24 protein-coding genes and 1 riboswitch are annotated in these 24446 nt (G+C 72.0%); of the genes, 6 read left to right on the top strand and 18 right to left on the bottom strand.

The window, feature by feature from the left end:
- Positions 1-254: 254 nt before the first annotated feature.
- The 10 genes from gcvP to ABD844_RS35745 all read right to left on the bottom strand — a co-directional run bounded on the left by gcvP (position 255) and on the right by ABD844_RS35745 (position 12890).
- Positions 255-3089, bottom strand: coding sequence for an aminomethyl-transferring glycine dehydrogenase (gene gcvP / locus ABD844_RS35790; RefSeq protein WP_344887954.1), 2835 nt, complete (start codon positions 3087-3089; stop codon positions 255-257).
- A 182-nt stretch (positions 3090-3271) separates the two neighbouring features.
- Positions 3272-3370: riboswitch (glycine riboswitch) on the bottom strand.
- Positions 3371-3784: 414 nt separating this feature from the next.
- Complete coding sequence (locus ABD844_RS35785) at positions 3785-4405, bottom strand: MerR family transcriptional regulator (RefSeq protein WP_344887951.1); 621 nt, start codon at positions 4403-4405, stop codon at positions 3785-3787.
- Positions 4406-4552: 147 nt separating this feature from the next.
- Positions 4553-5023, bottom strand: a complete 471-nt coding sequence (locus tag ABD844_RS35780; protein WP_090771501.1) for a bifunctional nuclease family protein — start codon at positions 5021-5023, stop codon at positions 4553-4555.
- Positions 5024-5155: 132 nt separating this feature from the next.
- Positions 5156-5782, bottom strand: coding sequence for a transcriptional regulator FtsR (gene ftsR, locus ABD844_RS35775; protein WP_344887947.1), 627 nt, complete (start codon positions 5780-5782; stop codon positions 5156-5158).
- 23 nt (positions 5783-5805) lie between these two features.
- Positions 5806-6318, bottom strand: a complete 513-nt coding sequence (locus ABD844_RS35770) for a double zinc ribbon and FHA domain-containing protein (RefSeq protein ID WP_344887944.1) — start codon at positions 6316-6318, stop codon at positions 5806-5808.
- A gap of 252 nt (positions 6319-6570) precedes the next feature.
- Complete coding sequence (locus tag ABD844_RS35765) at positions 6571-9111, bottom strand: sugar phosphate nucleotidyltransferase (RefSeq protein ID WP_344887942.1); 2541 nt, start codon at positions 9109-9111, stop codon at positions 6571-6573.
- Between the two features lie 4 nt (positions 9112-9115).
- The gene (gene clsA / locus ABD844_RS35760; RefSeq protein ID WP_344887939.1) at positions 9116-9697 is read right to left on the bottom strand and encodes a cardiolipin synthase ClsA; all 582 of its coding nucleotides are present in this window, start codon (positions 9695-9697) and stop codon (positions 9116-9118) included.
- Positions 9698-9847: 150 nt separating this feature from the next.
- On the bottom strand, positions 9848-10444 hold the full coding sequence (locus ABD844_RS35755; protein WP_344887936.1) for a phosphoribosylanthranilate isomerase: 597 nt from the start codon (positions 10442-10444) through the stop codon (positions 9848-9850).
- A gap of 50 nt (positions 10445-10494) precedes the next feature.
- A complete protein-coding gene (locus ABD844_RS35750) occupies positions 10495-11181 on the bottom strand; it encodes a response regulator (protein WP_344887933.1) in 687 nt (228 codons plus the stop codon).
- Positions 11178-12890 (bottom strand): sensor histidine kinase, encoded by a 1713-nt coding sequence (locus ABD844_RS35745; RefSeq protein WP_344887930.1) that lies wholly within the window; start codon positions 12888-12890, stop codon positions 11178-11180. The genes ABD844_RS35750 and ABD844_RS35745 overlap by 4 nt, the downstream gene beginning before the upstream one ends.
- 129 nt (positions 12891-13019) lie before the next feature.
- On the opposite strand from ABD844_RS35745, the gene ABD844_RS35740 reads away from it, so the two are divergent.
- Complete coding sequence (locus ABD844_RS35740; RefSeq protein ID WP_344887927.1) at positions 13020-13607, top strand: class I SAM-dependent methyltransferase; 588 nt, start codon at positions 13020-13022, stop codon at positions 13605-13607.
- Between the two features lie 267 nt (positions 13608-13874).
- Here ABD844_RS35740 and ABD844_RS35735 read toward each other — a convergent pair whose 3' ends face one another.
- From ABD844_RS35735 to ABD844_RS35710, 6 genes are all read right to left on the bottom strand, one after another.
- A complete protein-coding gene (locus ABD844_RS35735; protein ID WP_344887923.1) occupies positions 13875-14075 on the bottom strand; it encodes a hypothetical protein in 201 nt (66 codons plus the stop codon).
- Positions 14076-14116: 41 nt separating this feature from the next.
- Positions 14117-14911, bottom strand: a complete 795-nt coding sequence (locus ABD844_RS35730; RefSeq protein ID WP_344887920.1) for an enoyl-CoA hydratase/isomerase family protein — start codon at positions 14909-14911, stop codon at positions 14117-14119.
- Positions 14908-15822 carry an alpha/beta hydrolase gene (locus ABD844_RS35725; protein ID WP_344887917.1) on the bottom strand — a complete coding sequence of 305 codons (915 nt, stop codon included), beginning with the start codon at positions 15820-15822 and terminating at the stop codon, positions 14908-14910. Before ABD844_RS35725 ends, ABD844_RS35730 begins: the two co-directional genes overlap by 4 nt.
- Before the next feature lie 9 nt (positions 15823-15831).
- Positions 15832-16518 (bottom strand): gamma-glutamyl-gamma-aminobutyrate hydrolase family protein, encoded by a 687-nt coding sequence (locus tag ABD844_RS35720; protein WP_344887914.1) that lies wholly within the window; start codon positions 16516-16518, stop codon positions 15832-15834.
- Between the two features lie 231 nt (positions 16519-16749).
- The gene (locus tag ABD844_RS35715; RefSeq protein WP_344887911.1) at positions 16750-17040 is read right to left on the bottom strand and encodes a hypothetical protein; all 291 of its coding nucleotides are present in this window, start codon (positions 17038-17040) and stop codon (positions 16750-16752) included.
- A 55-nt stretch (positions 17041-17095) separates the two neighbouring features.
- Positions 17096-17758 carry a DsbA family oxidoreductase gene (locus ABD844_RS35710; RefSeq protein WP_344887909.1) on the bottom strand — a complete coding sequence of 221 codons (663 nt, stop codon included), beginning with the start codon at positions 17756-17758 and terminating at the stop codon, positions 17096-17098.
- 63 nt (positions 17759-17821) lie between these two features.
- On the opposite strand from ABD844_RS35710, the gene ABD844_RS35705 reads away from it, so the two are divergent.
- The 3 genes from ABD844_RS35705 to ABD844_RS35695 all read left to right on the top strand — a co-directional run bounded on the left by ABD844_RS35705 (position 17822) and on the right by ABD844_RS35695 (position 21201).
- Positions 17822-18181, top strand: coding sequence for a winged helix-turn-helix transcriptional regulator (locus tag ABD844_RS35705; protein WP_344887906.1), 360 nt, complete (start codon positions 17822-17824; stop codon positions 18179-18181).
- Positions 18182-18495: 314 nt separating this feature from the next.
- On the top strand, positions 18496-19614 hold the full coding sequence (locus tag ABD844_RS35700; RefSeq protein WP_344887903.1) for a globin domain-containing protein: 1119 nt from the start codon (positions 18496-18498) through the stop codon (positions 19612-19614).
- 132 nt (positions 19615-19746) lie between these two features.
- Positions 19747-21201 (top strand): sialidase family protein, encoded by a 1455-nt coding sequence (locus ABD844_RS35695; RefSeq protein WP_344887901.1) that lies wholly within the window; start codon positions 19747-19749, stop codon positions 21199-21201.
- A 50-nt stretch (positions 21202-21251) separates the two neighbouring features.
- Here ABD844_RS35695 and ABD844_RS35690 read toward each other — a convergent pair whose 3' ends face one another.
- Positions 21252-22064 (bottom strand): helix-turn-helix domain-containing protein, encoded by an 813-nt coding sequence (locus tag ABD844_RS35690; protein WP_344887899.1) that lies wholly within the window; start codon positions 22062-22064, stop codon positions 21252-21254.
- A 138-nt stretch (positions 22065-22202) separates the two neighbouring features.
- On the opposite strand from ABD844_RS35690, the gene ABD844_RS35685 reads away from it, so the two are divergent.
- The gene (locus ABD844_RS35685) at positions 22203-23282 is read left to right on the top strand and encodes a WD40/YVTN/BNR-like repeat-containing protein (RefSeq protein ID WP_344887896.1); all 1080 of its coding nucleotides are present in this window, start codon (positions 22203-22205) and stop codon (positions 23280-23282) included.
- Positions 23283-23285: 3 nt separating this feature from the next.
- Positions 23286-23594 (top strand): ubiquitin family protein, encoded by a 309-nt coding sequence (locus ABD844_RS35680; RefSeq protein WP_344887893.1) that lies wholly within the window; start codon positions 23286-23288, stop codon positions 23592-23594.
- A 25-nt stretch (positions 23595-23619) separates the two neighbouring features.
- Here ABD844_RS35680 and thyX read toward each other — a convergent pair whose 3' ends face one another.
- Positions 23620-24402 (bottom strand): FAD-dependent thymidylate synthase, encoded by a 783-nt coding sequence (thyX, locus tag ABD844_RS35675; RefSeq protein WP_344887890.1) that lies wholly within the window; start codon positions 24400-24402, stop codon positions 23620-23622.
- Positions 24403-24446: the final 44 nt, after the last annotated feature.

The raw sequence follows: 24446 nt of genomic DNA, 5'->3' as shown, positions 1-24446 counted from the left end.
CGGCCAGGCCGACGGCGGCCTGCGCCCGGTCTGGCTCGACGAGGTCGGCGGGCAGCCGGCCCAGGATGGCGGCGGCGGCGTCGAGGTCACCGCGTTCGGCCAGGAGGCGGGCGGTGTCGAGAGGCGGGGTCTCCAGCTCTGAGGACGTCAAGGGAGCTCCTAGGGGCGGCGGTCGCACCGAGCCTAACGACTTCTGGCGATCATGTCTGCTCACTTGACACCGAAGGACTGGGTCGTCCTCCCGGCGGGTCCCCTCAGTCCTCGTACGCCTCCAGCGGCGGGCAGGAGCACACCAGGTTGCGGTCACCGTAGGCCTGGTCGATGCGGCGCACCGGCACCCAGTACTTCCCGTCGCGCAGGGACGGCAGCGGGTAGGCCGCCTCGCCGCGCGCGTACGGGTGCGGCCACTCGTCGGCGCTGACCGACTCGGCCGTGTGGGGCGCGTTGCGCAGCGGGTTGTCGTCCTTGTCGTAGGCGCCGGAGGCCACCTTGGCGATCTCGCCGCGGATGGCGACCATCGCGTCCACGAACCGGTCCAGCTCGGTGAGGTCCTCGCTCTCGGTCGGCTCGATCATCAGCGTCCCGGCCACGGGGAAGGACATGGTCGGCGCGTGGAAGCCGTAGTCGATGAGCCGCTTGGCCACGTCGTCCACGGTGACGCCGGTCTCCTTGGTGATCTGGCGCAGATCGACGATGCACTCGTGCGCGACCAGGCCGCCGCGGCCGGTGTAGAGCACCGGGTAGTGCGGGGACAGCCGCCTGGCCAGGTAGTTCGCCGACAGGATGGCCTGCTCGGTGGCGGCCTTGAGCCCCTCCGCGCCCATCATCCTGACGTACGCCCACGAGATCGGCAGGATGCCCGCCGACCCGTACGGGGCCGCGGAGACGGGGCCGACCGGCGCGTCGTCGTGCAGGGGGTGGCCGGGCAGGTAGGCGGCCAGGTGGCCGCGGACCGCGACGGGCCCGACGCCGGGGCCGCCGCCGCCGTGCGGGATGCAGAAGGTCTTGTGCAGGTTGAGGTGGGACACGTCGGCCCCGAAGTCGCCCGGCCTGGCCAGGCCGACCAGCGCGTTGAGGTTGGCGCCGTCCACGTACACCTGGCCGCCGGCCTCGTGCACCTTGGCGCACACCTCGGTGATGCTCTCCTCGTACACGCCGTGCGTGGACGGGTACGTCACCATGATCGCGGCCAGCGCGGCACGGTGCTTGTCGATCTTGGCGTCGAGGTCGGCCAGGTCCACGTTGCCGTCGTCGTCGCAGGCCACGACCACGACGCGCATGCCGGCCATGACGGCGCTGGCGGCGTTCGTGCCGTGGGCGGAGGACGGGATGAGGCACACGTCGCGTCCCTCGTCGCCGTTGGCGCGGTGGTAGGCGCGGATGGCCAGCAGCCCGGCGAACTCGCCCTGCGAGCCCGCGTTCGGCTGGATGGAGACGGCATCGTAGCCGGTCACCTCGGCCAGCCAGCTCTCCAGCGTGCCGATCAGGTCGCGGTAGCCCTCGGCCTGGTCGGCCGGCGCGTACGGGTGGATGGCCGCGAACTCGGGCCAGGTGATCGGCTCCATCTCGGTGGTCGCGTTCAGCTTCATCGTGCAGGAGCCGAGCGGGATCATCGAACGGTCGAGCGCGATGTCCTTGTCCTGCAGTTTGCGCAGGTAACGCAGCATCGCGGTCTCGGAGCGGTGGCTGTGGAAGACCGGGTGGGTCAGGTACGCGCTCTCGCGCCGCAGCGTGCCGGGCAGCGCGTCGGGGGCGTTCCCCGCGTCGACCTCGCCGCCGCCGATCACCCCGAAGGCGGCCCACACCTTGGCCACCTCGGCGGCGCCGGTCTTCTCGTCGCAGGCGACGGAGACGTGGTCGGCGTCCACCTGCCACAGGTTGACGCCCCGCTCGACGGCGGCGGCGACGACCTCGGCGGCCCGGCCGGGCACGCGGGCCAGCACGGTGTCGAAGAACTCGCCGTGCACGACCTCCACGCCCGCGCCGCGCAGCCCTTCGGCCAGGGCGGTGGCGTGGCGGTGCACGCGGTGGGCGATGCGGCGCAGGCCGTCGGGGCCGTGGTAGACGGCGTACATGCTGGCGATGACGGCCAGCAGGACCTGCGCGGTACAGATGTTGCTGGTGGCCTTCTCGCGGCGGATGTGCTGCTCGCGGGTCTGCAGGGCCAGGCGGTAGGCGGGGTCGCCGTCGGCGTCCACCGACACGCCCACCAGGCGGCCGGGGAGCTGGCGCTGCAGCCCCTCCCGCACGGACATGAACGCCGCGTGCGGCCCGCCGTACCCGAAGGGCACCCCGAACCGCTGCGAGGACCCGATCGCGATGTCGGCGCCCAGCTCGCCGGGGGCGGCCACCAGCGTCAGGGCCAGCAGGTCGGCGGCGGCCACGACGAGCGCCCCGGCCTCATGGGCGGCAGCGGCCACGGCGCGGAAGTCGCGCAGCCGCCCGGACGCGCCCGGGTACTGCACGAGCAGGCCGAAGCACTCGGGCAGGTCCCCGTCGAGCGAGTGCTCCACGAGCCGGATGCCGAGCGGCTCGGCCCTGGTGGCGAGCACGGCCTTGGTCTGGGGCAGCGCGTCGGCGTCCACCACGAACACGTCGCTCTTCGACCGGCCGGCCCGGTGGGCCAGCGTCATGGCCTCGGCCGCGGCCGTGCCCTCGTCCAGCAGGGACGCGCCCGCCACGGGCAGGCCGGTCAGGTCGGAGACGACGGTCTGGAAGTTCAGCAGCGCCTCGAGGCGGCCCTGCGAGATCTCCGGCTGGTACGGGGTGTAGGCGGTGTACCAGCCCGGGTTCTCCAGCAGGTTGCGCCGGATGACGGCGGGCGTCACGGTGTCGTGATAGCCCAGGCCGATCATGGAGGTGAGCACCCGGTTGCGCCCGGCCAGCGCGCGCAGCTCGGCGATGGCCTCGGCCTCGCCGATCGCGGCGGGCAGCCGGAGCCGGTCCTTGGCCCTGATGGCCTCGGGCACGGCCACCGCCACCAGGTCCGCGACGGATTCGAAGCCGACGGCCTCGAGCATGCGCTGCTGCTCGGACTCCGACGGCCCGATGTGCCTGGACGAGAACGGCGGAGCTGACAGATCGGTCATGGGGTGTGCCTCCCGAGGCTTATGGAGACCGGCGCCAGGGCGCGGGCGAGTGCCGGATCTCCCCCTCTGTCAGCGCGGGCCCGCGATGTGCACGGTGCCGCGACCTGAGAGCTTCACCCCGCGGTAGGGCTTGCACCGTCGGTGAGGCACGCCTGGCGGGCGCGCCTGCTTTCCAGAGTTGCCTCGCCCGAGCGGTACAGATGCCTGAGAGATTCCGGGGAGGGTTGCTCCTTCGGCGCCCCGGCGCCCTGGGGGCCCGGGGACTCTCCCGCACGGGGTCGTCAGCCTTGCTGTCCTAGATTACTACGGTAAGCCGCGATTGCCGCTCACCGCACCGCATGCCCCCTTCCGCACGTCGCAAAGTCTTTGCCGTGAGGCGGAGGTCACGGGCACGAAACCCGTCAGGCGCTCCGGAGCGACGGACGCGGCCCGCCTCGGGCGGGCCCTCAAGAGCCGTGGGTCATGGGAGCGCGGTGTGGCGGGTGCGGCCGGGGTGGCGGGAGTTTCGCGGTGGCCGGGCTGCGCCAGGTGTGGCCGGGCTGTGCCCTGTACGGCCGGGCTGTGCCATGTGACGTGGCATGGAGGCCGGTGAGGCGCTCGGCGCCGGTGCGGAAGGCGCCTACGGGGGCGGCGGCGCCCCGGGCGCGAGGCCCCGTCCAGGCGCGGGAGGGGCCGTCGAAGAGGGTCGGAGGCGCCTAGCCGATGCGCCGGGCGCGGCGGCGACGGGCGAGCTCGTCAGCGGGATGGTCGGCCGGGACGGTGTCCTCGACCGCCGCGCGTTCCCCCGGCAGCTCCGCGAGGGAGCCCTCGACCTCGCGCCAGACCCGCCCGAGCGCGATGCCGAACACGCCCTGGCCGCCCTGGAGCAGGTCGATCACCTCGTCGGCCGAGGTGCACTCGTAGACGCTGACGCCGTCGCTCATGAGCGTGATCTGCGCGAGGTCGGCGACCCCGCGGTCACGCAGGTGCTGGACGGCCGTACGGATCTGCTGCAGGGACACCCCGGTGTCGAGCAGCCGCTTGACGACCTTGAGCACCAGGATGTCGCGGAAGCTGTAGAGCCGCTGGGAGCCGGAGCCGTGGGCGGCTCTTATCGTGGGCTCCACCAGGCCCGTGCGCGCCCAGTAGTCGAGCTGCCTGTAGGTGATGCCGGCCGCCGCACAGGCCGTCGGCCCGCGGTAGCCGATGTCGTCCGGCACCGCCGCTGGCTGCTCGTCGAAGAGCAGACCCTGCTCCCCGGCACGCTGCCGCGCGCTCTCGCGCCGCACCGGATCTTCCTGGCCGGCCGTCTTTCCCTCGCCGCTGCTGACCGCCACGCGGACCTCCGGCTTTCTCTCATCCCGCGGCCTGATCTGGGGGTTCGTAAAGGGCGACCACGGGTTTCACTTGCACCGTAGGACCGTGACCATGCTCAGTCAACGATCCGGCTCGGCGCGTCGTGAAGCGTAAATGCACTGAAATACCTACCCCGCCCTGCCGAAGTCTTCGGGAGTGATCGTGTCAAGGAACTCCCTGAACTTCTCCACCTCGTCCTCCTGGTCGTCGGGGATGATCACCCCGGCCTCCTGGACGACCTCTTCGCTGGCGAAGATGCGCGCCCCGGTGCGCAGGGCGAGCGCGATCGAGTCGGACGGCCGCGCGCTCACCTCGACCCCGTTGGAGAACACCAGATCGGCGAAGAAGATGCCGTCGCGCAGGGCGACGATGTTGACCGCGCGCAAGCCGACACCCAGCGCGCTCAGCACGTCTCGGAAGAGATCGTGCGTCAGCGGCCTCGGCGGCGGCTCCTCAGCCTGGGCCAGGGCGATGGCCGTGGCCTCTGTCATGCCAATCCATATAGGAAGGAACCGCTCCCCGTGAGCCTCCTTGAGCAAGACGATCGGCTGATTTGTGGGCATTTCTACTCGAACGCCCACGACCTCCATCTGCAACACGGGCTGCTCCGTATTCCTGACCGGTCACCCGGCACAGCTCTTCGATCATCGCTTCTGTTGACTGGCTACTGCACTTCAACGTAACACCCAGCGGGCCTGGAATGCGCCCTCGCCTCCCAGCCCGCTACGGTCTCAGCGCCCCAGGACCGATCGGACACCCGTCCGCACAAGGGATGCGTGCAGGTCGAGCAGGAGCGTGGACAGCTCTCTGGCGACCTCGTCGGCCTCGCCGATGGCCCCCGGGGCGCGCCGTTTGAGAATGGGCGCGACGGCCTGCTCGACCAGCCCCGCCTCGCGCTCGGCGGCGGCCTTGACCGCACGCAGATGGCGGGCGTGCAGGCCGAAGCGGGCCAGGGCGCCCACGGTGCGGGCCACCTTGAGCGCCTCCTCGTCGTAACGTCTGGCCACGGGGGCCAGCAGGCCGTAGTCTTCGAGCTCGCCGAGCGTCTCGTCGTCGATCCCGGCGGCCTCGATCAGCTCGGCCCGGCTGAGCCTGACCTCCTGGGCCTGCTGCACGGCGCGCGGCAGGCCGAAGCTCTCCGCCATCTTGTCCTTGATCACCCGCAGCGGCAGGTAGTGGTCGCGCTGCTCGGTGAGGATGAACCGGAGCTGCTCCACGTGCAGATGCGTGAACTTGCGGTAGCCGGAGGGGCTGCGCTCGGGCTCGATCAGCCCTTCGCCCTCCAAGAACCTGATCTTGGAGATCGTCACATCCGGGAACTCGCCCTGCAGGAGGGCGAGCACCTCCCCGATGCTCATGTACGAGCGTGCCGCCTGAGAAGTCATACGCCGGCGTGGCCGCGCATCAGGAAGAGGAGGCGGAACTTGCCGATCTGCACCTCGTCTCCGGAGTGCAGGGGAACCTCCTCGATCCGCTCCCGGTTGACGTAGGTGCCGTTGAGGCTGCCCACGTCGCGCACCGAGAACTGGCCGCCGCGGTGGCGGTAGAACTCGACGTGCCGACGGGAGACCGTGATGTCGTCGAGGAAGATGTCACTCTCGGGATGGCGCCCGGTCGTGGTCAGCTCTTTGTCGAGCCGGAAGCGACTGCCCTGGTTGGGGCCCCTGGTCACCGTGAGCAATGCCGTGCCCGGCGGCAGTTGCTCGACGAGCGCCCGCTCGGCCAGGAGCATGTCGCCTGTCTCAGCCTCGTACGCCTCGATTCCCGCGACGGAGATCGTCGACGTGGTGTCCCCGGAGACCTCGGGCCTGGTCAGCGGTGACCCACAACGGGAACAGAAACGGGCATCCTCGGGGTTGGCGTGCCCGCACTGCGTGCAGTAGACGCTCGGCATCGATCGGCTCGGCCTCCTACCGCGAAGACGCGACGGTGCTCAGGGGCGCGCCTCGCTTCGCTTTTTCAAGTTTGCGAATGCCGCAACTTACGCTGATCAGCGGCAAAGGTCAAGGCGGGGCGCTGCACTGTGGTTCGGACGCAGACAAAGTTACCGTCGCCCCCGCCCCGTGGTCCATGCCGCCGCGCGTTTCTACATTACGATCTTGCGGCACTCTCTGGGCACATCATCGGCAAACCCTTTCCGATCACGCTATGTGACAGGGCCGGTCCGCGGCCCGGGAACGGCTCGTTTCGCCGCCCGTTCCACGATGCGGGCCCACCGTTCGAGCAGGGACTGGGCGGCGTCCAGGTCCGCGGCCTCGGCCCACAGATCGGTGACGGGCTCGGCGGCGGCGGGCAGCACCAGCACCCAGCTCCCGTCGTCGCGGGTCACCCGGACGCCGTCGGTGGTGTCGACGCGGCGCTCGCCGGGCTCGGACTCGGCCGCCTCGATGACCGAGCGCATGACGGCGCCCTTGGCCGCCCACGGGGTGGGCACGGTACGGCGGAGCTGGCGTATCTCGGGGATCCTGGCGTCGATCTGGCTCAGCGACAGCCGGGTGCGGGCGACCAGGCCCAGCAGGCGCAGGAACGCCGCCAGGCCGTCGATGGCGTGGCTGAACTCCGGCACCACGAACCCGCCGCGCCCGTCGCCCGCGAAGATCATGTCGGGCCCGGCGGCGGCCGAGGTGAGGGCGTCGAGCGCGGTGGGTGTCCACTGCACCTGTACGCCGTGGAAGCGGCAGACCTGCTCGGCGACCCGGGTCGTGGTGACCGGCAGCGCCACCCGGCCGCCCCTGCGCTCGGCGGCGACCAGGTCGAGCACGACCAGCAGGGCGCGTTCGTCGTCGATGAGCCGGCCCCGCTCGTTCACCAGGGCGATGCGCTCGCCGACCGGGTCGAAGCGCACGCCGAACGCCGCCCGCGAGGAGCTGACCAGCTCCGACAGGCGTTGCAGGCCGCGGCGGCGCTCGGCGAGCGTCTCGGTGGGCGAGACGTCGTCGAGGCGGGCGTTGACGGTGAGCACCTCGACGCCGACGCGGCCGAGCAGGGAGGGCAGCACCAGCGAGGAGGTGCCCCCGGCGCAGTCGACGACGACCTTCATGTCGCCGACGCCGTTCACGCCGACGGTGCGCAGCAGCTCGTGGGTGTAGTCCTCCACGGCCCTGGAGGGATAGGCCAGTTCGGCGATCTCGCCGGGGAACGCGCGGCGGAACTCCTGGCGGGAGAAGACCCGCTCCAGCTTGCGCTGGGCGGCCGGGGGCAGGTCGGCGCCGCGGTCGTCCATGATGACGATGTCCACGCTCTGCGGGTCGCCGGGCGTGGTGCGCAGCGCGAGGCCGCCCGCGGCCGACACCCTGGCCGTGTGGAAGCGGGCGACGGGCAGCGGCGCGGCCTCCAGGTCGAGCACGTTGATGGCGCTCGCGGTGAGCGCGCCGATGACCGCCCGCTTGAGCGCCCTGGCGGCGAGTGAGCAGTCGCGGGAGGTGACGACGTACTCGCCCTTGCGCAGGGTGGTGGCGTACGCGCCGGCCAGGCGGACGCACAGCTCGGCGGTGATCTCGACGTTGACCAGGCCGCTGACGCCCCTGGGGCCGAACAGGCCGCGCCGGCCGCGCGACTCCCAGATGACGCTGGTGTTGACGACCGCGCCGGCCTCGATGGTCTTGAAGGGGTAGACCTTGACGCCGCTGGAGACGTACGCCTCGGCCTCGATGACGCATTCGTCGCCGATGATCGCGTTCTCCTCGATCCGGGCGCCGGCCATCACGTCGGTGCTCTTGCCGATGACGCAGCCGCGCAGGTGGGCGCCGGGGCCGAGGTAGACGTTGTCGTGCACGACCGCGCGGTGCAGGACGGCGCCCTCGCGGACGACGGCGTTGTTGCCGAGCACGGTGAACTCGCGCAGTTCGGCGCCCGCCTCGACCTTGGCGTATTCGCCGATGAGCAGCGGGCCCCTGAGCACGGCGTCGGGGTCGACGGTGGCGGAGCCGGCGACCCAGACGCGGGGCGACAGCTCGAAGCCGCCGATGTCCAGCTCGACCCGGCCGGACAGGGCGTCGGCCTGGACCTTGAGGTAGCTGTCGTGGGTGCCGACGTCCTCCCAGTAGCCGTCGGCGACGTAGCCGTAGATGGGGGCGCCGCGCTGGAGGAGGTCGGGGAAGACGTCGGAGGACCAGTCGACCGGCTCGCCGCGGGCCACGGCGTCGAGGACCTCGGGCTCCATGACGTAGATGCCGGTGTTGACGGTGTCGGAGAAGACCTGGCCCCAGGTGGGTTTCTCGAGGAAGCGCTGAACGCGGCCCTCCTCGTCCACGATGATGATCCCGAATTCGAGGGGGTTGGGGACTCGCTTGAGCCCGATGGTCACTAAAGCCTGATTTTCGCGGTGAAAGCGGATCATGTCGGATAAATCGATATCCGTTAGTGCATCGCCGGAGATCACGAGAAATCGGGCGTCGCGGAGGCGGTCGGCGGCGTTCTTGACGCTGCCCGCGGTGCCCAGCGGGAGGTCCTCGGTGGCGTACTGGAGGCTCATGCCCAGCTCGTCGCCGTCGCCGAAGTAGTTGCGCACGAGGGCGGCCAGGAACTGCAGGGTCACCACGGTCTCGGTGATGCCGTGCCGCTTGAGCAGGCGCAGGACGTGCTCCATGATCGGGCGGTTGGCCACCGGGAGCAGGGGTTTGGGCTGGTTGGCGGTCATCGGACGCAGCCGAGTGCCCTCCCCGCCCGCCATGACGACCGCCTTCACCCGATCACTCCTTCTTGGCCGCCTTCACCAGTTGGCGCACCTGCACCACGTACAGCAGCCCCGACCACCAGTACAGTCCCGTTCCCCAGAGCGCGAATGCCCACCCGACAATTTGCGCAGTTTCGGCATACCATCCGGCGTGGGAGGCAAGGAAGAGGAGGGGGAAGGCGTACATGAGGTTGAACATGGCGGCCTTGCCCAGGAAATGCACTTGAAGTGCCCTATAGCCATGTTTGCGAAGTACGGGGGCGAAACTCGCGACGAAGAGTTCCCGCGCGAGGATGACGGCGACCAGCCACCACGGGATCACGTCACGCAGCAGGAGGCCCAGGAGGGTGGCGAACACGTAGAGCTTGTCGGCGGCCGGGTCGATGATCCGCCCGAGCCTGCTGGTCTGGTTGAACGCGCGCGCGATCTTCCCGTCGAGCCAGTCGGTGAAACCCGCCACCGCGAGGAGCCCGATGGCCCACCCGTCCGCCTTGGGCCCGAGCACCAGCCAGAGGAACACGGGAACGCCCAGCAGACGCAGGAAGCTCAGCAGGTTGGGGACCGTCCAGATTCGGTCCTCGGCGGAAGTTTCACTCACGCTGCAGACCCTACTGCGTGGAACTCCAACGTAGCGGCCCGCCTGTGACCGGCCTTCGCGGGGCGGCTCCGGCCCCTTCGAGCCGCCTGCCCGCGCCTTACCCGACCGCCGCGCCCCACCCGGCCGCCGCGCTCCTGGCCGTTGGCGCGCTCATCCGCCGATCTTGCCGACCGCCCGCAGGAACGCCTCGATCAGGGCGGAGTCCTTCACGCCCGGCGCGCTCTCCACGCCGCTGGACACGTCGACCCCCCACGGCCCGGCGGCCGCGATCGCCTCGCCCACGTTGGCCGGGTCGAGGCCCCCCGCCAGCAGCCAGTGCCCGGAGGGCCGGCCGCGCACGGCCGCCCAGTCCCACGGCTGCCCGGAGCCCGCGTGGGGCGCGTCGACGATGAGCAGGTCTTCGTCGTAGGCGCCGCAGCGCAGGTCGGCCTGCGCGTCGACGGCCCTGACCAGGCGCACCCCGAGGTCCTTCAGGGCGGTGAAGTCGCGGTGCGGGTGCTTGCCGTGCAGTTGGACGCCGCGTACGCCCGAGGCCAGCACCGCCTCCCTGACCGTTTCGGGGTCCTCGCCACGGAACACGCCGACGGTGAGCACGTGCCCGGGGACGAGCGCGGCCAGCTCCGCCGCGCGTTCGGGCGTCACCCGGCGCGGGCTGCGGGTCAGGACGAACCCGATGGCGTCGGCGCCCGCCTCGACGGCCGTGGCCACGTGCTCGGGCTCGCTCAACCCGCAGATCTTCACATACACGTCTCCGACCTTAGCGGTGGCGGGCGGCTGCCGGGGCCCGGACACGGCTCTCAGGCCGCGGGGCCGCCGCGCGGCTGGCGTACGGGGCGGAAGGAGGCGTCCACCAGGCCGGTGCGGTGGGCGACGACGGCGGCCTGGATGCGGTTGCGCAGGCCCAGTTTGTCCATCGCGGCGGCGATGTGGGTCTTGACCGTGGTGACGCCGACGTGCAGCTCCTCGGCGATCTCCGCGTTGGACAGGCCGGTGCCGACCAGGGCCAGCACCTCAAGCTCGCGCTCGGTCAGCCCCGGCGGCGCCGCCGGGGCGGCCTGCTCCTCCGCGGCCAGGAACCGCTCCACGACCCGGCGCAGCACCGAGGGCGCGAGGAGCTGCTCCCCCGCCGCCGCCCGGCGCACGGCGTCGACCATCCGCTCCGGGTCGTCGTCCTTGACCAGGAAGCCGACCGCGCCCGCACGCAGGGCGGCGTAGACGTTGCCGTCCTCGGCGAACGTGGTCAGCACCACGATCCTGGCCCCCGGACGGGACGCGAGCACCCGCCTGATCGCCTCCAGGCCGTCGACCCTCGGCATGCGCAGGTCCATGAGGATCACGTCGGGCAGGTGGCGCTCCGCCAGGCGCACCGCCTCGGCGCCGTCCTCGGCCTCGCCCACGACCTCCATGTCGCCCGTGGCCTGCAGCAACATCCGTACGCCCGCGCGTACGAGCGCCTGGTCGTCGGCCACCACCACGCGGATCATGCCGCGTTCCCCCTACTGTTCCCCTTGTTGCTTCCCCTGCCGCTTCCCCGCCTGCCGCCCTGTCTGTCTCTCTGTTTGTCGCCCTGCCCGGTCCCCTGGCCGTTCCCCTGAGGGATGCCCTGCGACAGGCGCGTGGGCAGGTGGGCGGCCAGCAGCCAGCCGCCCTCCCCGTCGGGGCCGGCGCTGAGGGTGCCGCCCAGCGCGCGTACCCGCTCGCGCATGCCGGCCAGGCCGCGTCCGGAGGGGGGCAGGCGTTCGATGGCGGTGGGCGGACGCCCGTTGCGGACCTCCACGGCCAGCCCCTCGTCCGAGGGGGTCACGGAGACGCGGACCCGGGTGCCGGGGCCTGCGTGCTTGAGCACGTTGGTGAGTCCTTCCTGGACGATGCGCGCGGCGGAGGCGCGCGCGATGAGCGGGGCCTGGTCGGTCACCGGGTCGAGGACGAGATCCACGACCAGCCCGGCGGCCGACATGCGCTCGGCCGACTCGCGTACGACGTCGGCGGGGTTGGCCAGCAGGTCGGGCTGTCGGTCGGGGTCGCGCAGCAGGTCGAGCAGGTCACGCAGGTCCTGCAGCACCTGGTGGCCGGTCTGGCGGATATCGTCGAGCGCGTCGGCGACCGGGCCGTCGGGGGCGGTGTAGCGGGCGGCCCCGGCCCGCAGCACCATGGCTCCGACGTGGTGGGCGACGATGTCGTGCACGTCGCTGGCGATGCGCTCCCGCTCGGCGAGCTGGTCGGCGCGCACCTGCGCGACCGCGGCGCGGGCCGCCTCCTCGGCGCGCAGCCGCTCGGAGGCCGCGGCGTGGCGGCGCATGCCCAGGTAGCGGCCGATCGCGATGGGGGTGGCGACCAGCGTCATGAGCACGCCGACGCGGAAGGCGGTGATGTCGGTGTCGTCGCCGACGACGGCGATCGCGGTCAGCAGGCAGCCCGTCATGTACGCGGCGATCGTCCAGGCCCAGGACACCACCCGCATGGCGAACACCCCGACCGCGATCAGGGTGAGGATCACGCACGTGTTGACCGCGTCGTTCAGATAGGTGTCGGCCGAGACGAGCAGCACGCCCTGGAGCAGGAAGACCAGGCCGGGCAGCCGCCTGGCGACGCCCAGCGACAGCCCGCCCACCACGGCCAGCAGGCCGACCACCCAGACCGGCAGGGTGCCCGAGTGCCAGGTGGTCCAGGTGCTGAGCACGGTGATCGCCACGCCGCCCGCGGCGAGCAGCGCGTCGGGGGTGACGTCACGCTCGTCCAGCCGCTCGGCCGAGCTGCGCAGGTACGCGCCGAGCACGGCCGGGAAGACGGGCAGCAGCACGGAGTAGATCCACAGGTTGCCCGAGAGCGGGACGCCCGGGTCGGCGATGTTGAGCGCGGTCGCGGCGATGCTGGCGACCACGGCCAGGGCGGTGGCGCGGAAGCCGGCGCGGTATCCGGCCACGCCCAGCGACACGCACAGGAGGATCTGAGCGGTGTTGGAGGTGAACGACCCGAGCAGGTCGGTGGCGGCCAGGAACGCCGCCAGGTAGAGGGTGACGGGGACCGGCCAGCGGCGCACCAGCCCCATGGGCAGGCCGACCAGCAGGGCCATCGAAAGGTTCAGCACCGCGGGCATGTGCTCCGTGTCGCCCGCGTGCGCGGTGGTCAGCAGGTCGAGACCCACCCCGGAAACCGCGAGCAGGACATCTAGCGGCAGACCACGCCAACGCATGGACACACCGTATCCGCCACGTGCGATGCGCCGATCCTCCGCGCGGAGGACCCCGCCTCCTCCAAGTGGCCGCAGGTCCGCCCGGACGGGGGAGCAATGCGGGCCGGTCGCGGCCCTAGGTTTCGGGGCATGCCCAACGACACCGCGGTTTTCCTCGGCCAGTTCCTGCGCTCACCCGCCTCCATCGGCGCGGTCGCGCCCAGCTCGCGGCGGCTGGCCGCGGCGGTCTGCGCCCCGATCCCGGAGCGGGGCGAGCCGATCGTGGTGGAGCTCGGGCCCGGCACCGGCCCGTTCACGGCGGAGATCCAGCAGCGGCTGGGCGGGCGCGGCCACCATCTGGCCGTGGAGCTCAACGAGGCGATGGCGGGGCTGCTGGCCGAACGCTATCCCGCGGTGGACGTGGCGCACGACGACGCCTCGCGGCTGAGCGACCTGCTCGCCGAGCGCGGGCTGGGGCCGGCGGAGGTGGTGGTGAGCGGGCTGCCGTGGGCGGCGTTCCCCGAGGGCTTGCAGCACGAGTTGCTGGGCGCGGTGACGGGGGCGATGAGCCCGGGGGCGGCGTTCACGACGTTCTCCTACATCCACGCCATCCCGCTCAGCTCGGCGCGGCGGTTCCGCGCGCTGCTGGCCGAGCGGTTCGAGGAGGTCGTGCCTGGGCGTACGGTCTGGCGCAACACCCCTCCGGCCTTCGTCTTCCACGCCCGCAGGCCCCGCTGAGCCACCCGCCGAACGCGCGTGGGGCGCGTGTGGCCGGTGTTCAGGTGGTTGCCCCTGCGGTGTCCGGGCGGCGGGCCGGCCACAGGTGAGCGGGGTGTCCGGGCCGCCCGACCGGCGCCCGGATCGAGCGGGCCGCGCCCTTGTGGCCGGGAGGCTGCTGCTCAACCTCCTCGGGGCACGAGCGCCCGGACCTCCCGCGGCTTTCGCTGCGGCCGTTGCTCTGTGGCACTTCTCGCCGCGGCCCTGTCGCGGCCTGCCGCCGGTCGATCACGTCGCCTCCATGATCGAGCTCGCGGCGGGCGTGCGGATGGCTGACCTCCTCCTCTGCTGCCTCGTGGACGCCGACAACCGCACCAGCCACGGGAATGCCCCTGCCCGGTGGTCCGAGGCGGCGTTCTCGGCCTCGGTGAGCAGGGCCCTGATCTCCTGGTGCCGGCGCAACAGGTCCACCCTGTCGTTGTCCTTCATGAGGCCCGCCTACCCGAGGGCCGGACGAGCACACCAGCCGGTCAGCCGAACGACGGAGGCCGCTTGTCCCGCAGCGCGCGTACGCCCTCCGACACGTCGGGGCCGGTGAAGCCGAGGAACTCCATCGCGAGCGAGGCGTCGAACGACGGGCCCGCCAGGCGCAGCCAGTTGTTGAGCGAGTATTTGGTGAGCCTGATCGCCTCCTGGGCGCCCGCGGCGAGCCGGACGGCGATCTCCATCGCCTTGTCCTGCACCTCGTCGTCGTCGACGCAGAGACTCACCAGGCCCATCCGCTCGGCCTGCTCGCCCGAGACGGGCTCGCACAGCAGGAGGTGGTATTTGGCCTTGGCCAGGCCGCACAGCAGCGGCCAGACGATCGCGGCGTGGTCGCCGGCCGCGACCCCGAGCCGGGTGTGGCCGTCGATGATGCGCGCCGTGCGGCCCGCCACGGAGATGTCCGCCAGCAGCGCCACGGCCAGCCCGGCGCCCACGGCCGGCCCTTCGACGGCGGAGACGACCGGCTTGGAGCAGTTGAGCACGTTGTAGACGATGTCGCGGGCCTCGGCGAACACGCGCAGCCGGGTGGCGTGGTCGCGCGTCATCTCCTCGATCATGGACAGGTCGCCGCCCGCCGAGAACGCCCGGCCCTCGCCCCTGACCACGATCGCGCGTACGGCGTCGTCGCGGTCGGCGTCGCGCCAGATCTCGCCCAGCTCGCGGTGGGCGGTGGCGTCGACGGCGTTGAGCCGCCCCGGCTCGCTGATCGTGATGCGCAGCACGCCCTCGGCCGGGTGGTCGAGCCGCAGCTTGGCGTAGCGCTCGTAGACGTCGTTCACCAGGACTCCCGCAGCCGGTCCGCGACGTATTCGCGGGCCTCGACGGCCTGGTCGAACAGGCCGGGCAGGACGAAGAAGCTGTGCACCGCGCCCTCGAACCTGCGCAGCTCGGCCGGGACGCCCGCCTCGGCCAGCCGGGCGGCGTAACGCTCGCCCTCGTCGCGGAGCACGTCGTACTCGGCGGTCACGACGGTGGCCGGGGCCAGGCCGGAGACGTCGGGCAGGCGCAGCGGGGACAGCAGGGGGTCGGCCGGGTCGACGCCGTCGGCGTACTGGCGGGCGAACCAGGCCATCTCCTCGGCGTCGAGCCCGTAGCCCTTGGCGTGCAGGACGTAGCTGGGCGTGTCCATGGCCACGTCGAGCACCGGGTAGACGAGCACCTGGTGGGCCAGGCTCAGCCCGGCGTCGCGGGCCTGCCAGGCGGCCACGGCGGCCAGGTTGCCGCCCGCGCTGTCGCCGATCACGGCCACGCTGCCGTTGCTCTGGTAGAAGGCGGGGCGGGCGAAGATGTCGCGCACCACCGTCCAGGCGTCGTCGGCAGCGGCCGGGAACGGGTGCTCGGGGGCCAGCCGGTAGTCGACCGAGACCACCACGGCGCCGGTGCGGATGGCCAGGTCGCGGCCAACCGGGTCGTTGCGCTTGACGCTGCCGAAGACCCAGCCGCCGCCGTGGAAGTAGACCAGGACGGGCAGCAGGCCGTCGCCGGGGTCGGCCCGGTAGATGCGGATCGGCACGCCCTCCGCCTGCTCGTCGCGGACGAAGGGCAGCTTCGTCTGCGGCCCGCGGTGGCCGGCCAGGGTGTCGTGCGCACGCATCTCCTCGATCCGGGCCGGATCGAGGAGCGCCAGGTCGGTGTTGAGATCCGACGGATTCCTGGCGACGTACTCGCGTGCCTGGGGGTGCAGCGGCATGATCGCAGCCTAGCGGGCCGCCTCGATGAACGCATCGAAGAGCCGGGTGTCGGTCCCTCTTTCCGGGTGCCACTGGACGCCCACGCCGAAGCGGTGTCCCTGCAGCTCGACGCCCTCCACGATCTGGTCCTCGGCCCAGGCCACGGCCAGCAGGCCGGTGCCGAGGCGGCGTACGGACTGGTGGTGCGGGGCGTTGACCTCGACCCGGTCGCCGACGGCCTTGCCGAGCTTGCTGGAGACGCTGACCTGGATCGTGTGGGCGCCCCCCGGCTCGGCGTGGCGGTCGCTGTCGAGCACCTCGGGCAGCCACGGGATGAGCGTGCCGCCCTGGGCGACGTTGAGCACGTGCATGCCGCGGGCGACGGCCAGGATGGGCAGGTCGGCGCGGACGGCCGCCCGCGCCAGGGCCAGCTCGGAACGGTCGCGCTGGGCCTGCGGCTCCTGGGCGCGCGGGTCCGGCTCGCCGTTGTAGGCGTCGGCGCCGACCGGCACGCCGCCGGCCAGGACGATGCCCTTCAGCCCGCGTACGTAGTCGTCGGCCGCCTGCGGGCCGAGCGGCGGAACCAGGACCGGCGCGCCCCCCGCCCGCCCCACCGCCTTGGCGTAGGACGGCGGAGACAGCACGGCCTCGCGCACCCAGTCGCCCCAGCGGGCCGCTTCGAAGTAGGAGGTGATACCGATCAGCGGTCGGGACATGCGACCTCCAGGGGGGCATGGAGAAGTTCCTGCGGCCGTCGGCAGGTTCTGCGGTGACGGTCGCATGCCCCATCATGGCGCACAGTCTTTCCGGTTTGTCACCCATCCCAAAGATCCCCGCCCATCCTTTGCCTCCCCCGGCAGGTGACTCACCCGATTCCGCCCACCTCATCCGGCCTTGCGGAGCCGGCCGAGCGCGGCCCCGGTCCCGCTCGCCACGCCTGGCGGCGATCAGGGGAGACGGGCGGTGGTCTCGTCGATCACCTGGGTGAGGATGGCCGCCTTTCCCGGCTGGGCGTCGAGGAGGGCGTCGAGGCGGGCGCGCCAGGCCCCCGCCTCCGCGTACAGGGCGTCGGCGTCCGCCTGGAGCCGCAGCCGCGTCTCGCAGAGCTGGAGCTGGTACATGAGCCCCAGGTAGTGCCCCAGCGTGTCGCTGAGCCACCAGTAGGCGTCCGTGGTGGCGGCGAAGGCGAACGTTCGCGCGCCTTCCCAAGCGACCCGCCTGGGATGCAGGACTGCCATGGCCGGATGGTACGCCCCCGCGCAGGCTGCGGAAACCGCTTTCACCCGGCCGCCGTCACCGGCCCCCGCCCGCCTCGGTGAGGGCCAGGGCCTGGCCGAGCACTTCGGCGAAGACCTCGACCGGCTGGGCCCCCGAGACGGCGTACCGCTCCCCGAAGACGAACGTCGGCACCCCCGACACGCCCAGTTCCCTTGCCCGCCGCTCGTCGGCCCTGACCTCGTCGGCGAAGGCGTCGCCGTCGAGCACGGCCCGGGTGGCGCCCGGGTCCAGGCCGCCCTCCGCCGCCAGCCGGACGAGGGTGGCGAGGTCGGACATGATCGCCCCCTCGGCGACGTAGGCGCTCATCAGGCGCTCGCGCACCTGCTCCCCCCTGCCCTTCCGGTCGGCGTACTGCATCAGGCGGTGGGCGTCGAAGCTGTTGACGGCCCTGGCCCGGTCGAGGCGGTAGACGAGGCCCTCCTCGGCGGCCAGTTGGGTGAGCATGGCCATGCGGCGGTCGGTCTCGGCCCGGTCGCCCCCGAGATCGCGGTTGCTGCGTTCCGGCAGGGTGAGCGAGGGCTCGCGACTGCCGTCGGGGTCGAGCTCGAAGCTGCGCCACCGCACCCGTACGCGGTCGCGCCCGGGGAAGGCCGCCAGCGCCTTGTCGAACCGGCGCTTGCCGACGTAGCACCAGGGGCAGACGAGGTCGGACCAGATGTCGACGGTCAATGTGGTCATGCGGCCCACGTTACGGCAGCAGCTTACTCTTGGTAAGTACGTACCTTGGGGTAAGCTCCGAACATGGAGGCCGCGGACCTGTTCAAGGACGACTGCCCAGGGCGGCAGGTGCTCGACCACGTCACGAGCCGGTGGGGCGTGCTCGTGCTGGTCGCGCTCAACGACGGCCCGCTGCGCTTCCACCGGCTGCGCGACACGATCGGCGGCATCAGCGAGAAGATGCTCGCCCAGAACCTGCGGGTGCTGGGCAGGGACGGCCTCATCGACCGGTTCGTGGAGCCCACCACGCCCCCGAGGGTGACCTACTCCCTCACCCCGGCCGGCCGGGAGGCGGTCGGGCACCTGTGCGGGCTGATGGAGTGGATCGCCCGCGCCACGCCGGGCGTCCTGGCCGCCCAGGAAGAGCACGACAGCCGCGCCTGACCCCGGCGCGTTCCCTCCGTGTCGAGGTCTCCCAAGAACCTCGCGCTCCCAAAGAATACGAATATTAGTGATATTCGCATTCGGCGCCCGAAATACCGTGCACATAGCGTGCGGAGAATCACGAAACCGCTACCGATAGTTGGGCTTCGCACCGTATTGGGGGAAACGGTTGTGACGCGTCATCGGCGGTGTAAGACTCGATTTCGAGCGCAGGGCATGCCGGGGAGGGGTCCGGCGCTCGCGACCCGGAGCGTCAGGGAGGTGAACGACGAGGACCGGAAATTGTCTCCGGTCAAAAAGTGGGGATTGGATATATGTCGTTGAATCCGCGCCTGGTGAAAGAGAGTTTCTCTGTCGTCGAGCCGCAGGCCGACAAGGCCACGGCCTACTTCTACGGCCGGCTGTTCGCCGAGAACCCGCACTTACGGGGCATGTTCCCGCCGGCCATGGACGTCCAGCGAGACCGCCTGTTCAGCGCGCTGACCAGGATCGTGTGGAGCCTGGACAGCCCGGACAGCCTCGCGGCCTTCCTCGGCCAGCTCGGCCGCGACCACCGCAAGTACGGCGTGCTCTCCGAGCACTACACGGCCGTCGGCAACGCCCTGCTGGCCACCATCCGGTGCTTCGCCGCGGACGTGTGGACCCACGAGATCGAGGCGGCCTGGGTGGCGGCGTACACGGCCGCCGCCAATCTCATGATCGAGTCGGCCGAGTCGGACGCGGGGACCTCCCCCGCCTGGTGGCCGGCCGAGGTGGTCGACCACGAGCTACGCCACCCGGACATCGCGGTGGTCACGCTGCGGCCGGCGCAGCCGCTGCCGTACCTGCCGGGCCAGTACGTCACCGTGCAGACGGCCCGCTGGCCGCGCGTGTGGCGGACGTACTCGGTGGCCAACGCGCCGCGCCCCGACAACACGATCAGGCTGCACGTTCGGTCGGTCCCCGGCGGCTGGGTCTCGACCACCCTGATCAGGGACACCCGCATCGGCGACACCCTCATGCTGGGCCCGCCGATGGGCACGATGACGCCGGACGAGCAGAGCGAGCGCGACGTGCTCTGCGTGGCGGGCGGCACGGGCCTGGCGCCGCTGAAGGCGATCGTCGAGTCCGTCATCGCCTCCGGCCGCCGTCCCAACATCCACCTGCTCCACGGCGCCCGCACCGCCGGCGAGCTCTACGACCTGCCCGACCTGATCAGGATGGAGTCGTCGTTCCCCTGGCTGCGGGTGCTGCCGGTGGTGTCGGACCAGCCCGCCTACGACGGCATGCGCGGCCACCTGCCCGAGGTCGTGCAGCGCTTCCACCGCTGGGACGAGCACGACGTGTACGTGTGCGGCCCGCACGCCATGGTCAACGAGACGGTACGCCGCCTCCAGGCCGACGGCGTCCCGCTGGCCCGCATCCACCGCGACATCGTCCCCGGCGAGCACTGACCCGCGGACGGGGAGAGGAAAGGGGGGTGGGAGACAGGCGTCGTCCGGGGCGGGGAGGTTGACAGCGCGCGCCGGACGGTGCCATCTGGATATTGACCCGCCAAGCGGAGGCGGGCCAAGTGGAGGTGGACTGTGCCATCCCCCGCCCGGCGCCGAGGAATCGGCGGACTCGTCACCGTCATGGCCGCGACGCTGCTGCTGGCCTCCGGTCCCTCCGCCTCGGCGGAGGGCGTCCGGCTGACCGAGATCGGCTCCGACGCCTACGCCAACGCCACCAGCCAGCACGGCACCCAGACCGGGCCCGACACGTTCCACTGGGGCTCGACCATCGTGACCGCGCAGCAGACGGGCCGCTTCCACGACGCGGGGGCGTCCGGCGTCGCGTTCGCGACCTCCGGCGACGACGGGGGCACGTGGGCGAAGGGCGTGCTGCCGGGGCTCACGGTGTTCGGCGGGGGGCCGTACGCGCGGGTCAGCGACCCGTCCGTGGCCTTCGACGCCCGGCACGGCGTGTGGCTGGTCTCCTCGCTGGCGCTCAACGACGCGGGCGGCGCGGGCGGCGCGGTGTCGGGGGCGGCGGTGCTGGTCAGCCGCTCCACGGACGGCGGGCTCACCTGGGGCGCCCCGGTCACCGCCGCCTCCGGGGGCGACCTGGACAAGAGCTGGGCCGTGTGCGACAACGCCGCCGCCAGCCCGCACCACGGGCGGTGCTACGTCGTCTTCGACGACCACGGCGCGGGCAACGCGATCAAGGTCGCCCGTTCCTCCGACGGCGGCCTGACCTGGGCCGTCACCGAGACCTCCGCCACCGGGCTGGGCGGGCAGCCGGTGGTGCGACCGGGCGGTGCCGTGGTGGTGCCGTACCTGAGCAACGACGGGGAGATCCGCTCGTTCCGCTCCCGCGACGGGGGAGCGACCTGGGACGAGAGCGTGCTGGTCTCGTACGTGCAGCGGCACCCGGTGGCGGGCGGGCTGCGGGCCGCGCCGCTGCCGTCGGCCGAGACGGACGCGGACGGCACCGTGTACGTCGCCTGGCACGACTGCCGCTTCCAGATCGGCTGCGCGGGCAACGACATCGTGCTGAGCCGTTCCGCGACCGGCGCCGCCTGGGGCGACGTGCTGCGGGTCACCAAGGACGGCGGCGACCACTTCATCCCCGGCCTGGGCGTCGACCGCGCGAGCGCGGGCGGCAGGGCGCGGCTCGCGGTGGCGTACTACCGGTTGCCCGAGGCCGCCTGCACGCCCGCGACCTGCCGGCTCACCGTCGCCTACACCTCTTCCACCAACGGCGGGGCGAGCTGGTCGGCGCCGGTGGAGCTGCACGGGCCGATGGCGGTGGACTGGCTGGCCGCCGGAGCCCAGGGGCGCACGGCGGGCGACTACCTGTCCACCTCGGTGGTGCCGGGCGGCAACGCCTTCCCGGTGTTCGCGGTCGCGGCGGCGCCCTCGGGCGGGTCGCTCAACGTACGGACGCACACGGTGACGGGCGGCCTGCCGATCACGGGCGGAGACCCGCCCACGGTCGCCATCGACGCGGCCATCGCGACCGGCGACCCTCCGTCGCCGTTCCTGCCCACGGCCCGCTGACCGGCGGCCACCGCCCCCGGAGCGATCCGGCCACCTTGGAGAACGTTTCGTCAGGGCTTCGGCTGGAGTCCCTCGCGGAACACGGCGGCGGTGGCCTCGTCGTTCGGCCAGAAGGTCTCGATGGCCAGCTCGGAGACCGTCACGTCGAGCGGCGTGCCGAAGGTCGCGATCGTCGTGAACATCGACAGCACCCGGTCACCGTCCGCGATCCGCAGCGGCACCAGGATGTCGGCGGGCCCCGGCACGTGCGCGACGTTCAGGTCCACCCCCGGGTAGGCGTACGACGCCAGCTCGTCGTGCAGCTCGGCCAGCCGCCCGTCGCCGGACGCCTCGGCCTGCCGCCGGAGCTGGGACAGCAGGTAGGCCCGCACCTCGGCGAGGTTGAGCAGCCGCCCGCCCATGGCCTGCGGGTGCAGCGACAGGCGCATCACGTTGACCGGCTCCGCCAGCAGCTCGGCCGGCGCCCCTTCCATGAACATGCCGGCCGCCGAGTTGGCCGCCACCAGGTTCCAGGCGGCGTCCACCACCAGCGCCGGGTACGGCTCGTGCCCGGCCAGGATCTTGTCCAGCGCCTCGCGGACGACCCGCAGCTCGGGGGCGCGTACCTCCCGTTCGGGGTAGACCGGCGCGAACCCGGCCGCCACCAGCAGCCTGTTGCGGTGCCGCAGCGGCACCCCCAGCTCCTCGGCCAGCTTCATCACCATCTCCCGGCTCGGCCGGGCCCGCCCGGTCTCCATGAAGCTGATGTGGCGGGCGGAGACGTCGGCCTCGATGGCGAGGTCGAGCTGGCTCACCCGCCGCCGCTGCCGCCACGACCGCAGCAACTCACCGAAAGACTCCTCATGTACGGCAACCGCTCCCATGCCACCCACCGTATCCACCGGAGGGAAGCGCCTCGATTACCTGGCAGGTAAGCGCCGCCCGCGCGGGAATCTCCCAGTCCTCGGAAACTGTCGCCACCACGTGGCACGATGGCCGCAAGCGAACATGGGAGCGATGCTATGAGTGACGCAGTGCTCGCGATCGGCACCCGCAAGGGCCTGTTCCTCGCCCGCTCGACGGGCGGGGGCGGCTTCGAGGTCGAGCCGGTCCGGTTCTCCACTGTCGCGGTGCACTCGGTGGCGATCGACACGCGAGGCACCACGCCCCGGCTGCTGGCCGGCATCGAATACGGCCACTTCGGCCCGTCCGTCATGTATTCCGATGACCTCGGCAAGTCCTGGCAGGAGGCGGAGCGTCCGCCGATCGCCTTCCCCGAGAAGACCGGGGCGACCCTCAGCCGGGTGTGGCAGCTCGCCCTCTCGCCGTCCGAGCCCGACGTGGTGTGGGCCGGGGTCGAGCCGGCCGCGCTCTTCCGCTCGGAAGACCGGGGCGCCACCTACCGGCTCGTCGAGGGGCTGTGGGAGCATCCGCACCGTGAGCGCTGGGAGCCGGGCGGCGGCGGCCTGTGCCTGCACACGATCGTCAACCACCCTGCCGACCCCGACGTGCTGGCCGTCGCGGTCTCGGCCGCGGGCTTCTACCGCACGACCGACGGCGGCATGTCGTGGGAGGCCGCCAACAAGAACATCCGGGCCCCGTTCCTGCCGGAGGGGCAGCAGTATCCCGAGTTCGGGCAGTGCGTGCACAAGGTCTCCATGCACCCGTCCCGGCCCGAGCGGCTCTACCTCCAGCACCACTTCGGCGTCTACCGCAGCGACGACTTCGGCGGCAGCTGGCGCGACATCGGCTCGGCGCTGCCGTCCGACTTCGGGTTCCCGATCGCGGTGCACCCGTCGCGGCCCGACACGGTCTACGTGCTGCCGCTGACCGCCGACATCGACCGCACGCCGGTCGGCCACCGCTACCAGGTCTACCGCAGCGACGACGCCGGCGGGTCGTGGCAGCCGTCCTCGGCGGGGCTGCCCGAGGGGCCGGTCCACGCGGCCGTGCTGCGCGATGCGATGACCGCGTCGGAGGCGGGGGTGTTCTTCGGCACGCGCGACGGCGAGGTCTACGGCTCGCGCGACGACGGCGAGAAGTGGTCGCTGGTCGGCCGCCACCTGCCCGACGTGCTCACCGTGCGTGCGGCGGTGCTCTAGCCGATGGCCAGACCGGTGACGATGGTCGTGTTCGTGCTGCCAAGCTCGCTGCGCAGGTGGGTGAGCGGGCGCACGGAGGTCAAGGTGTTCGCGGTCGGGGCCGACCGCGACTCCCCGCCCACGCTCGGCTCGGCCCTCGACATGCTGCGGCGCACGCATCCGATGCTGGAGGAGCGGCTGCGCGACGACTACGGGCGCATCCGCCGGCACATCAGCATGATCGTGTGCGGGGAGAACGCCCGGGGGGTGGGCGGTCTCGACTGCGCCCTCCCTCCGGGCGCCGAGGTCTACGTGCTCCCCGCGCTCGCCTAGCGCCTCTCAGCACCCCCGGGAGGGCTCAGACCTTGCGCCAGCCCGGGACCCAGGCCCCGTCCTCGACCACGTAGTCGCCGAAGAGGGCGGGGGCCTCCTTGCGCATCAGCTCGCCGATGCGCTGGAACAGCATCCGGATCTCCTCCTCCGCCCCGGCCGCGGTGCGGGCCTCGATCGTGTGCCGCAGCGTGCGCACGTTCGCGGTCCAGACCAGCCCCGTCGCCACGCCCTCAGGGGCGAACCTGCGCATGAACGACGTGCGGTGCTTCTTCTCGGAGAACTTCACGCCCTCCTCGTCGAGCCCGAAGTGCCCGGCCATCCAGAGCTGGAACTGCTCGAGCTGCTCCAGCACGGCCGTGGCCCGCTTCATCAGCTCGTCGTCCTCGCGGGCCCACTCCGGGAACCAGAACGGCAGCTCGTCGAGGCGGACGAAACGCAGCGACTCCTGCGAGATGGCCACGCCCGGCCGGTGGCGTACGAGCTCGTGCGTCAGCACGCGGCTGACGTTGTGCAGGACGAAGCTGAAGCTGACGTGTTCGAGCACCGACCCGTGGGCGCTGGCCAGGATGTTGCGCAGGTATTCGTCCTGGTTCTCCCGGATCCGCACCACGTTGGGGTTGAGGCCGGGCTCGAACGAGCGGTAGCAGAGCCGGCCGGCGAACTCGGCGAGGTTTTGTGCGTCGAGATCACCGCGGTCGAGCCGCTCCAGCCAGCTCTCGCCGCCGACCTCGCCCAGGTAGCGGGCCAGCTCGTCGTAGTCGAGCGCCGGACGGGCGACGATGAAGACCTCGGGTTCGACAGTGCGCATGGGGAGCCCCCGCTCGGTTCGGCAGTGTGACGGTTGGGAGTGTG

Origin of the sequence: Nonomuraea antimicrobica (assembly GCF_039536965.1) — a bacterium.
GTDB classification, from domain to species: Bacteria; Actinomycetota; Actinomycetes; order Streptosporangiales; family Streptosporangiaceae; genus Nonomuraea; species Nonomuraea antimicrobica.
Note: the sequence above shows the minus strand (reverse complement) of the source record. Positions and strands in the feature narration are given on the sequence as shown.

Coding starts and splice junctions, on each gene's coding strand:
- ABD844_RS35750 (WP_344887933.1), bottom strand. CDS start 11,181: ATGATCCGCGTGGTGGTGGCCGACGACCAGGCGCTCGTACGCGCGGGC.
- ABD844_RS35735 (WP_344887923.1), bottom strand. CDS start 14,075: ATGAAGGACAACGACAGGGTGGACCTGTTGCGCCGGCACCAGGAGATC.
- ABD844_RS35680 (WP_344887893.1), top strand. CDS start 23,286: ATGGCCAGACCGGTGACGATGGTCGTGTTCGTGCTGCCAAGCTCGCTG.
- ABD844_RS35710 (WP_344887909.1), bottom strand. CDS start 17,758: ATGACCACATTGACCGTCGACATCTGGTCCGACCTCGTCTGCCCCTGG.
- ABD844_RS35690 (WP_344887899.1), bottom strand. CDS start 22,064: ATGGGAGCGGTTGCCGTACATGAGGAGTCTTTCGGTGAGTTGCTGCGG.
- gcvP (WP_344887954.1), bottom strand. CDS start 3,089: ATGACCGATCTGTCAGCTCCGCCGTTCTCGTCCAGGCACATCGGGCCG.
- ABD844_RS35700 (WP_344887903.1), top strand. CDS start 18,496: ATGTCGTTGAATCCGCGCCTGGTGAAAGAGAGTTTCTCTGTCGTCGAG.
- ABD844_RS35685 (WP_344887896.1), top strand. CDS start 22,203: ATGAGTGACGCAGTGCTCGCGATCGGCACCCGCAAGGGCCTGTTCCTC.
- ftsR (WP_344887947.1), bottom strand. CDS start 5,782: ATGAGCATCGGGGAGGTGCTCGCCCTCCTGCAGGGCGAGTTCCCGGAT.
- ABD844_RS35745 (WP_344887930.1), bottom strand. CDS start 12,890: ATGCGTTGGCGTGGTCTGCCGCTAGATGTCCTGCTCGCGGTTTCCGGG.
- ABD844_RS35725 (WP_344887917.1), bottom strand. CDS start 15,822: ATGCCGCTGCACCCCCAGGCACGCGAGTACGTCGCCAGGAATCCGTCG.
- ABD844_RS35770 (WP_344887944.1), bottom strand. CDS start 6,318: ATGCCGAGCGTCTACTGCACGCAGTGCGGGCACGCCAACCCCGAGGAT.
- ABD844_RS35705 (WP_344887906.1), top strand. CDS start 17,822: ATGGAGGCCGCGGACCTGTTCAAGGACGACTGCCCAGGGCGGCAGGTG.
- ABD844_RS35715 (WP_344887911.1), bottom strand. CDS start 17,040: ATGGCAGTCCTGCATCCCAGGCGGGTCGCTTGGGAAGGCGCGCGAACG.
- ABD844_RS35720 (WP_344887914.1), bottom strand. CDS start 16,518: ATGTCCCGACCGCTGATCGGTATCACCTCCTACTTCGAAGCGGCCCGC.
- ABD844_RS35740 (WP_344887927.1), top strand. CDS start 13,020: ATGCCCAACGACACCGCGGTTTTCCTCGGCCAGTTCCTGCGCTCACCC.
- thyX (WP_344887890.1), bottom strand. CDS start 24,402: ATGCGCACTGTCGAACCCGAGGTCTTCATCGTCGCCCGTCCGGCGCTC.